The organism is Kaarinaea lacus (genome assembly GCF_975902315.1).
This window is the reverse complement of the sequence record NZ_CDLKIE010000065.1, coordinates 1-5873: the sequence shown is the minus strand read 5'-3', so window position 1 is coordinate 5873 and position 5873 is coordinate 1. Positions and strand designations below refer to the sequence as shown.

Genomic DNA, 5873 nt, shown 5'->3' with positions numbered 1-5873 from the left:
GTATCTTCTGGTACCCAGCCGGACTCTACATGAAGTTCAGCCACTTTCCGGTAGTCACGACGAAAAAACGCGAGAAAGTTTTCTGCCAGATAACGCTGGTCACCAGGACTGAGTGTACCCATAATGCCAAAATCTATTGCTATATACTGCCCGGCAGCAGTAACAAAAACATTTCCGGGATGCATATCAGCGTGGAAAAAACTGTCGCGAAAAACCTGAGTAAAAAATATTTCAACACCCGCTTCCGCCAGTTTTTTCAGGTCCACATTATTCCGTTTCAACTCCTCGATGTCACTGATTGGAATACCGGAAATACGTTCCATGACCATTACGTTGCGACGTGTCAGGGGCCAAAATATTTCCGGTATATAGAGCAAGCCTGAATCTTTAAAGTTTCGCTTAAGCTGAGAAGCAGATGCCGCTTCGCGCATCAAATCCAGCTCATCAAAGATGGTTTTTTCATATTCGCTGACTACTTCCACTGGACGCAACCGCCTGGCTCCCGGCCAATAGCGTTCTGCCAGTTCAGCAACGATATAAAGTAGCCCAATATCACGCCCAATTACGTCGGCAATACCTGGTCTGACAACTTTCACCACGACCTCTTGCCCGTTTAGCAACGTTGCCGCATGCACCTGGGCAATTGAAGCAGAAGCCAGAGGTTTTTCATCAAAGGCTTTGAATACCTGGTCAACGGATTTTTTATAGGCAGTTTCTACGATAGTTCGCGCAGTGGCGCCGGGAAATGGCGGTACCTGATCCTGCAACATGGCCAGTTGATCGGCAATATCATCCGGTAATAAATCTCGACGCGTTGAAAGTATTTGACCAAACTTTACAAAAATTGGCCCCAGGTCTTCCAGGGAACGGCGAATTCGCTCCCCACGTGGCGCACCCTCTTCACGAAACCATCTCCATGGCGACAGGTATGATACAAAGCGTAACGGGCGAAACAGGTGAGTGGCGAGAATAATTTCATCCAGGCCGTGCCGCAACAGTACATGATTGATATAAACCAATCTGAATATTTGCTTGATGGCCTTCACTAATCAGATGCCTCACCCACATCCGAGCCAGCTTTTTGTAAAAGAATCTCCAGCTGTTTGACGCGTGCTTCGGCGCGATCAGCAGCCAGCCGAATATCGTCAATTTTTGCCAGGTAATCTATGATCTCATGCTGCGACGGAATTTGCCTGCTTTCTTCCTGCAGGTACTCCGACACATCCTTAGCCAAAGAATCTACGGTTTTCCTACCCCAGTTCGTCAAGGTACGGATACTGTTTCCGATTTTATGCGCAATGATATCGCCGGTATATTGAGAAAGTATTTCTTCCCAGTCGATATCTACCTTACTTAACAGGTCACGAAATTGGCGACCCGTTTCAAGGTCACCTGACATTTCAATGTCTTCACCCAACGCGCTTGTGCTGGCATCACCAGCCATCCCCAACTTCATCAATGACAAAGCTGAAGCTCGCATCTCGCTATGTACGTCTGAATCATAACTGGAAAGCACATCAATATGGTTCTCTCGAACCCGCATTATGAGTGGAAGATCAATTTCACGGATAGTGATTTTTATTACCTTGTCTGCCATAGCAGGCATCCTCGCCCTGGCATCGGGATCCATATCAAGATAGCGATTAAAAGCTATTTCAATAAGCGTGGTAATAGTATGGGGTAGTTTTGTCACCGTACTTCACTTATTAGCTGACTCAATGACTTTTGAGATTCATCAAAAACGTCTACTGTACCGTTGTACACAACAACAGTGTTTGCGATTTTATCGTGAAATCCCTGTTTTCGTTTATCCCAGGCGACCCATAAAAATCCGATACCTAATGTGAAAATTGAAACAAAGTAACCAAGGTAGCGGATCATCGCCTGTTTGACAGTCATTCGTTCGCCCGTATCTGCATCAACAACCTGACAACCCAACAATAATTTACCTGGCGTACCGAGGTAGCGAACCCATAACACAATGGTTAGAGACAATGCGATTCCGTTGCTAATGATTCCTTCAAATGACCAAAAATCTGAATCCACATACTTAGGACCCAGTATGAGTGCCAATAAGACACTGTAAATTAAGCTATCAACTATCATGGCACCGAAGCGCCGCCAAAAACCAGCATATGTCATATTCACCAACCCTGCCTAATATTTAAAGCCTCTATGTAGCGCAACGATGCCACCGGTTAGATTATGATATTCACATCGATCAAAGCCAGCCTCTTCCATCATTGACTTCAGTGTTTCCTGGTCAGGATGCATGCGTATTGACTCTGCGAGGTAACGATAGCTTTCCTCGTCATTAGCAACCAGCTTTCCAATAACGGGTAAAACTCTAAAGGAATATGCATCGTATACAGGGCTTAATCCAGGTGCTTTAGCCCTGGAAAATTCCAACACCAGTAATTGCCCGCCAGGTTTCAGAACCCTGTACATGGATTTTAATGCCTGATCGATATGGGTTACATTTCTCAAACCGAAAGCAATACTAATGACATCAAAATAATTATCGGGAAAAGGTAAACATTCAGCATTGGCCTGAACAAACTTAACATTGCCCGCGATACCCCGATCAAGCAACCGGCCACGACCCACCTGTAACATGGATGCATTGATATCAGCTAATACGACTTCTCCTTCGTCACCTACCAGGCGGGAAAATTTTGCCGTTAAATCGCCGGTACCACCGGCAATATCCAGTACGCGTTGCCCGGCTTTTACTTTACTCAATCGGATTGTGTAGTGTTTCCATAAACGATGAACACCAAATGACATCAGGTCATTCATCAAGTCGTATTTGTCAGCAACAGAGTGGAATACGTCTGCCACTTTGTCGGCTTTTTCATTTTCCGGTACCTGCTTGTAGCCGAAATGGGTCGTGTTTTGTGATTTGTCAGACATGGTTAAGGATTCAACACCTCATTGGCGGTGACACACTGGATATCTATTTTCTGAAGTATATCAAGAAATTGGTCATTCCCCCACGCTAACAAACCAAAGGGGAATGTAAATTACTACGCTGAACCGGGGGTACGATGAAAATATTGATTTGAGAGAGAAAAACCTGATTGTTAAGTCATTTTTCGCTTGTGGCCAGCTGCTTCCAGACGGTCCAGATATTCCTGCCACAGTCCCTCGTAATTCGCACCCATGGTGTACAGGGTTTCCCAGGAATAAATGCCTGTACTGTGCCCGTCATCAAAATGTAATTGAATGGCGTAGTTTCCTACTGGCTCAATTTTCTCGATGTTGACCGCTTCTTTTCCAACTTGCAGTACTTCCTGGCCCGGGCCATGGCCTCGAACTTCCGCGGAAGGAGAATAGACTCGCAAATATTCGCATGGAAGGCTGAATGTTTTTCCATCCTCGAAACTGATTTCCAGTACCTTGGACTTTTGATGTAAATTAATATCGGTTGGGCGTGGTGAGCTATCGGCCATTTTGTTCCCCTTCAAACAAACTGTTCATTTCATACTGCCATTCAGCAGCCAATCTAATCTTTCTGAATACGACGCTTACAGGATGTAACGCGACAAGTCTTCATCGGTTGCCAGATCACCGAGCTGTTCATCAACGTACGCTGAATCGACGATAACTTTCTGGCCAGAGATATCAGACGCTTTGTAAGATACTTCTTCCAGCAAACGCTCCATTACCGTATGCAATCGTCGTGCACCGATATTCTCGGTACGTTCATTCACTTGCCAGGCAACTTCTGCAAGACGCGCGATACCGTCATCTTTAAATTCTATCTCTACGTTTTCTGTTGCCAATAGCGCTGTATATTGATCTGTTAATGACGCATCAGGCTCCGTAAGGATCCGTACAAAATCATCAACCGTTAATGCAGCAAGTTCAACACGAATTGGCAGGCGGCCCTGGAGCTCTGGTATTAAATCTGATGGCTTTGCCAGGTGAAAAGCGCCAGATGCAATAAACAGGATGTGATCGGTCTTGAGCATGCCATACTTGGTACTAACCGTTGAACCTTCCACAAGGGGAAGTAAATCTCGTTGCACACCTTCGCGGGATACATCAGGTCCGGATGACTCGCCTCGCTTGGTAATCTTGTCCATTTCATCCAGGAAAACGATGCCGTTTTGTTCGACATTTTCTACCGCTCGTAACTTAATATCTTCTTCGTTGAGCAGTTTACTGGCTTCTTCATCGGTTAACAGTTTAAATGCATCTTTGATTTTCAGCTTTCGTGTTTTGGTGCGACTGCCACCTAAATTCTGGAACATACCCTGTAGCTGGCTGGTCATTTCCTCCATTCCCGGTGGTGCCATAATTTCAACACCAATTGGATTAACGCTGATTTCAACGTCGATTTCCTTGTCATCCAGGTCCCCCTCGCGAAGTTTCTTGCGAAATTTCTGCCGGGTATTGGAATCCTCTTCCATCTCGTTACCTACCGATTCGGCAAATCCCATACTGCGTGCCGGTGGCAATAAAATATCGAGGATACGCTGCTCAGCTGCATCTTCCGCTCGATGCTTAACCTTAAGCATCTCGGCTTCGCGCGTCATCTTCACTGAAATTTCAGCCAGGTCCCGAATAATTGATTCAACATCACGACCAACATAACCGACTTCGGTAAACTTTGTCGCTTCCACTTTTACAAACGGTGCGTTGGCAAGTTTAGCCAAACGCCTGGCTATTTCAGTTTTACCCACACCTGTGGGCCCAATCATTAATATATTCTTCGGAGTAATTTCACTTTTCAATTCGTCGCTGACCTGTGAACGCCGCCAGCGATTACGTAATGCAATTGCTACAGCGCGCTTGGCTTCAGATTGCCCGACAATATGTTTATCCAGTTCCTGGACGATTTCACGTGGGGTCATTTGTGACATGATTTCTTCTCAGCTATTCTATTTCAAGTTCTTCTATGGTTAAGTGGTCATTAGTATAGACACAAATATTCGCTGCTATCTCCAGAGATTTTTCCACAATGGTACGCGCATCCAGTTCCGTATTTTCCAGCAAAGCCACGGCTGACGACTGTGCATAAGGGCCACCAGATCCAATAGCAATCAGGTTCTGTTCCGGTTCGATGACATCACCATTCCCGGAAATAATCAGTGAAGTGGTATTATCGGCTACGGCCAATAAGGCTTCCAGTCGCCGTAGCATACGATCCGTGCGCCAGTCTTTGGCAAGCTCAACAGCCGAGCGAGTGAGATGCCCCTGGTGTTTTTCCAACTTGCCTTCAAAACGCTCAAACAAGGTAAAGGCATCGGCCGTGCCTCCGGCAAATCCGGCGATCACCTGATCGTGATACAAACGCCGCACTTTTCGTGCATTGCCTTTCATGATGGTATTCCCCATGGAAACCTGGCCATCACCGCCGATGACGACTTTGTTCCCGCGCCGCACCGAGACTATAGTGGTGCCATGAAATTGTTCCAAAACATTGCTCCTTGTTTGCGTGATGATTGCTTAATATTCTTTACAAAGGTTCTACGCCTGAGTTGATGTAATTCCGCGCGGCCTGGTTTATTGAAAGACAGCATATTCCGTGCAGTTTCTGGACCAAATTGCTTTTTAATACAGCAGGTTAACCATTAAAGCCGAAAAATTTGCTACAGCCGTTTGAGGCCGACGCTGTTAATTGACTTTATATAATGTCCTTTCCTGGCAATTTAAAGTTACCAGGTCAAACTTTATCAATTCGTACGGCGTTTTTTTGCCCTCGGGTGTGCACGATCATAAACATCGGCAAGATGCTGAAAATCCAGATGCGTATATATCTGGGTTGTGGAAATATCCGCATGCCCCAGCAGTTCCTGAACTGCACGCAAATCACCGCTGGATTCAAGTAAATGACTGGCAAAGGAATGTCGCAAACGATGCGGGTG

At 45.8% G+C, this 5873-nt stretch carries 8 protein-coding genes; all 8 read right to left on the bottom strand.

What is annotated here, in order from left to right:
• A partial coding sequence (locus ACWVCM_RS01445) for an AarF/UbiB family protein (RefSeq protein ID WP_455199916.1) occupies positions 1 to 1019 on the bottom strand: 1019 nt, incomplete at its 3' end.
• Positions 1020 to 1045: 26 nt separating this feature from the next.
• Entirely contained in the window at positions 1046 to 1693 is a 648-nt protein-coding gene (locus ACWVCM_RS01440; protein ID WP_455199915.1) for a ubiquinone biosynthesis accessory factor UbiJ, read from the bottom strand.
• Positions 1690 to 2142: an RDD family protein gene (locus ACWVCM_RS01435; RefSeq protein WP_455199917.1), complete on the bottom strand. Its 453-nt coding sequence runs from the start codon at positions 2140 to 2142 to the stop codon at positions 1690 to 1692. The genes ACWVCM_RS01440 and ACWVCM_RS01435 overlap by 4 nt, the downstream gene beginning before the upstream one ends.
• A 15-nt stretch (positions 2143 to 2157) precedes the next feature.
• Entirely contained in the window at positions 2158 to 2913 is a 756-nt protein-coding gene (ubiE, locus tag ACWVCM_RS01430; RefSeq protein WP_455199914.1) for a bifunctional demethylmenaquinone methyltransferase/2-methoxy-6-polyprenyl-1,4-benzoquinol methylase UbiE, read from the bottom strand.
• Positions 2914 to 3083: 170 nt separating this feature from the next.
• Positions 3084 to 3452 (bottom strand): gamma-butyrobetaine hydroxylase-like domain-containing protein, encoded by a 369-nt coding sequence (locus tag ACWVCM_RS01425; RefSeq protein WP_455199913.1) that lies wholly within the window; start codon positions 3450 to 3452, stop codon positions 3084 to 3086.
• A gap of 75 nt (positions 3453 to 3527) precedes the next feature.
• Complete coding sequence (hslU, locus tag ACWVCM_RS01420) at positions 3528 to 4868, bottom strand: ATP-dependent protease ATPase subunit HslU (protein ID WP_455199912.1); 1341 nt, start codon at positions 4866 to 4868, stop codon at positions 3528 to 3530.
• A gap of 13 nt (positions 4869 to 4881) precedes the next feature.
• Positions 4882 to 5424: an ATP-dependent protease subunit HslV gene (hslV, locus tag ACWVCM_RS01415; RefSeq protein ID WP_455199911.1), complete on the bottom strand. Its 543-nt coding sequence runs from the start codon at positions 5422 to 5424 to the stop codon at positions 4882 to 4884.
• A gap of 257 nt (positions 5425 to 5681) precedes the next feature.
• Positions 5682 to 5873: tyrosine-type recombinase/integrase (locus ACWVCM_RS01410; protein ID WP_455199910.1), on the bottom strand; the 192-nt coding region annotated here is incomplete at its 5' end.

Coding starts and splice junctions, on each gene's coding strand:
- ubiE (WP_455199914.1), bottom strand. CDS start 2,913: ATGTCTGACAAATCACAAAACACGACCCATTTCGGCTACAAGCAGGTA.
- hslU (WP_455199912.1), bottom strand. CDS start 4,868: ATGTCACAAATGACCCCACGTGAAATCGTCCAGGAACTGGATAAACAT.
- ACWVCM_RS01435 (WP_455199917.1), bottom strand. CDS start 2,142: ATGACATATGCTGGTTTTTGGCGGCGCTTCGGTGCCATGATAGTTGAT.
- ACWVCM_RS01425 (WP_455199913.1), bottom strand. CDS start 3,452: ATGGCCGATAGCTCACCACGCCCAACCGATATTAATTTACATCAAAAG.